This window comes from Aeromonas sp. s11, from assembly GCF_040907945.1.
Lineage (GTDB): Bacteria > Pseudomonadota > Gammaproteobacteria > Enterobacterales > Aeromonadaceae > Aeromonas > Aeromonas veronii.
The window spans coordinates 1-2,987 of the sequence record NZ_JBFOCU010000036.1 but is presented as its reverse complement, the minus strand read 5'-3'; the positions used below and the strand labels follow the sequence as shown (position 1 = coordinate 2,987).

Annotated in this window: 1 protein-coding gene and 1 pseudogene; one reads left to right on the top strand and one right to left on the bottom strand. The window is 51.4% G+C overall.

Annotated elements, in window-relative coordinates; genetic code table 11:
- Positions 1-24 precede the first annotated feature (24 nt).
- On the bottom strand, positions 25-1,161 hold the full coding sequence (locus tag AB5Y84_RS10625) for an ISAs1 family transposase (protein WP_024943479.1): 1,137 nt from the start codon (positions 1,159-1,161) through the stop codon (positions 25-27).
- Positions 1,162-1,257: 96 nt separating this feature from the next.
- Between AB5Y84_RS10625 and AB5Y84_RS10620 the strand changes: the two are divergent.
- Positions 1,258-2,526, top strand: a pseudogene (locus tag AB5Y84_RS10620) (chitinase); the annotation flags it as partial.
- Positions 2,527-2,987: the final 461 nt, after the last annotated feature.

Sequence of the window (2,987 nt, the reverse complement as noted above, 5' to 3'; positions counted from 1 at the left end):
CAGGGCGAGAGCGTGAACATATTGTTAAATTGACTTCAATTCAGCCAGCCCTGAATCCAATACCTTTTCCAGATATGGGCTGCTCATGCCCGCAAATTGCTGCTTCTTCCGCAAGCTTGCCTTACGGCTGGTTTCGGCTCGCAGCATGTTTTGCGCCATGTGTCGTGCACAGGCCAATATTTGAGGGGCATCACCTCGATATATCTGGCAGGCATCCTCATTCATCACGACATCCAGAACCCAGTGCAGGCTATTTTCAATTGCCCAGTGCCCTCGTACCGCTGAAGCAAACTGCTCTGGTGTCAGTTCAGCCGAGCTGATGTAGTAGCGATACTCCATCGAAAATTTTTCCATATTTTCAATTCGATAGGATATTGCGACACCGACAGTCTTCAGCGATTTCCACTCTGGAAATTGCTCTGATAGTGCTCCGGCTGGTAACACATGGTACTCGCGGCCATCGATGCGACCGTGCTCTTTCTCGACACTGAGCGTTTCTTCACTCAGCGGCTTCTTGGTCGACTCGGCCAGAGCTGCGCGTACTGCATTATGCAGTGTGGGCTGGTTACCTTTTACCGCCAGCAAGTAGTCGCCACCGCCCTTGACTATGGTTGAGGCTATTCCAGTCTGGCAGCCCATGGCATCGATGGATACCAGGCAGCCTTTTATATCGAGGAGTGCCAGTAATTCAGGAATGGCGGTGATTTCGTTAGATTTCTCATCTGTTTTGACTTGCCCGAGCACCAGACGATTCTCAGCGGCAAAGGCACTGACCATATGAATGGTAGACTGACGACTGTCTCGGTCGTAAGAGCTGCGTAAGGTCTTGCCGTCAATGGCAATCAGCTCACCATCGGTACGTTCTGATGTTGCTTGCATCCAGCGGACGAAGGCGTTCTGGAATTGCTCCGGTTGAATACGGGAGATGATCCTGGCTATGGTGTCGTGAACAGGTAATCCGTTATGAAACAATCCATTACGCTGAAACCATTCCAGATGTGCCTCGCCGAAAAGCTCGATATCTTCCCAACCTTGAGCTCCACCAATAGCAGCACAGACGGTGAGAAAAACCACATCGAAGAAGGGGTACGCGATTTTGGTTGTCTGACGAGGGTCTTCAAGTTCGGAGAAGAATTGGGTAAATGCCGCTTGATGGTTCATGACGAAACTCCCGTAAAAGAGAGTATAAGATCACACCCTGTTCGGTCGGTCAAATCCTCGTGCCCTGCTTAAAAAACGTTCGCGATCTTGCCCTGATTGGCGACCCGGTCAAATAAAATCGTTGATGCCATTGAACCGGGTCTGGCAAGCAATCCTGACAACGTAAAACGGGTTGAACGGGTATTTCCCCAATCTGAATGGGAATATTTAACCCAGATGGCAGCGCCGGAATATACTTATGTCCGCTTCTTGCGAGCCATCGGTAAATTCCCTGCGTTCTGTGGCGAATATACCGACGGTCGCGACTCTGATGCGATCTGTAAAAAATCCATTGTGACCGCCTTTGCCCACTTCTCTCAGGAGACCGGTGGCCATATTGCCAAGGAGAACGTCTCCGATAACCCGCTGGGGCTGGAGGAGTGGCAACAGGCGCTGGTGCATGTGCGGGAGATGGGCTGGTCAGAGGGACAGACCGGTTATACCACCGGCTGTGGCCAGAACGACTGGCAGAACAAGAAGTGGCCCTGCAGCACGGGTCAGGGGTACTTCGGCCGCGGCGCCAAGCAGCTTTCTTACCACTTTAACTACGGCGCCTTCTCCGAGGCGATGTTTGATGGCGATGCCTCCGTGCTGCTCAACAACCCGGGTCTGGTGGCGGACTCCTGGCTTAACCTCGCTTCTGCCATCTGGTTTTTCCTCACCCCGCAGGCCCCGAAACCGGCCATGCTACACGTGATTGATCGTACCTGGGTACCCTCCAAACGGGAAGCTGACGCCGGTATCGGCTATGGCTTTGGCACAACCATCAACGTCATCAACGGCGGCATCGAGTGTGGCGAGCAGAACAAGGACAAGGGGCAGCCGGTCAACCGTATTCGCTACTGGGAAGGGCTGGCCAACCACTACCAGATCCCGATCAAGGCGGATGAGAAGAACACCTGCTGGCAGCAGACTCCCTATGGCAGCCTCAATCTTAACGGCGCTACCGACGTGCTCTACACCAACTGGGATGGCAACTGGAAATACTATCCGGATCGCCCGGGCGGTTACTCCTTCGAGTGCGAGCTGGTGGGCTTTCAGACCGCTTATTCTGCGCTGGTGCCGGGTGATTACGAGAAGTGCGTGACCAACTTCTACGGCTCCCACGCCAACTGGCCGAAAGTGCGTATCGTGGACAAACTGACTCCACCGCCGGTCGATCCGAGCGAACCCCCCATCGGTGGCAACCCGGCCTGGGAAGCGACCAAGGTCTACACCGCGGGCAGCAAGGTGAGCTACAAGGGAGCCGTCTATCAGGCCAAATGGTGGACACAGGGGGATGATCCCGCCAAAGGCGGCCCCTGGGTTGTAGTTCCTGCCAAATAAGATGGCGTAATTTCACTCCCAAAGAGGAGAGGGCGGATAACTCCTTCTCCTCGTTAATTATCAACAGTGCATTACTGAATATTATCTTGTGTTTTTAATGGTGCTTATGTTCTAACTGATAAGGTGAGTTTCTATCTGAAAATTGAAATGAAATAGTGTTGAATCAAAGTTAAGAATAAAGTTTATATTCAGGTTCGTTAGCCCCCATAAACTAGCGTCTTATGATGAGCGTAGTGCGTTACTTGCGAATTCATTTTCCACCATAAAATGAAATATCTCATTGAGAATATGAGGAGTATCTTCTCTATTGGTAAACTGTCATTTATCACCTGAAATGGTGAGGTCTTGCTATATCACTCAGCTTTATCTCGGTACATTGTCGCTTATTCCCTTGAGAAAATAGATGTAAACGGCAGGTTTATATTGGTAATCTCTTTGGCTTGTGCAAAATTGCAACGAGG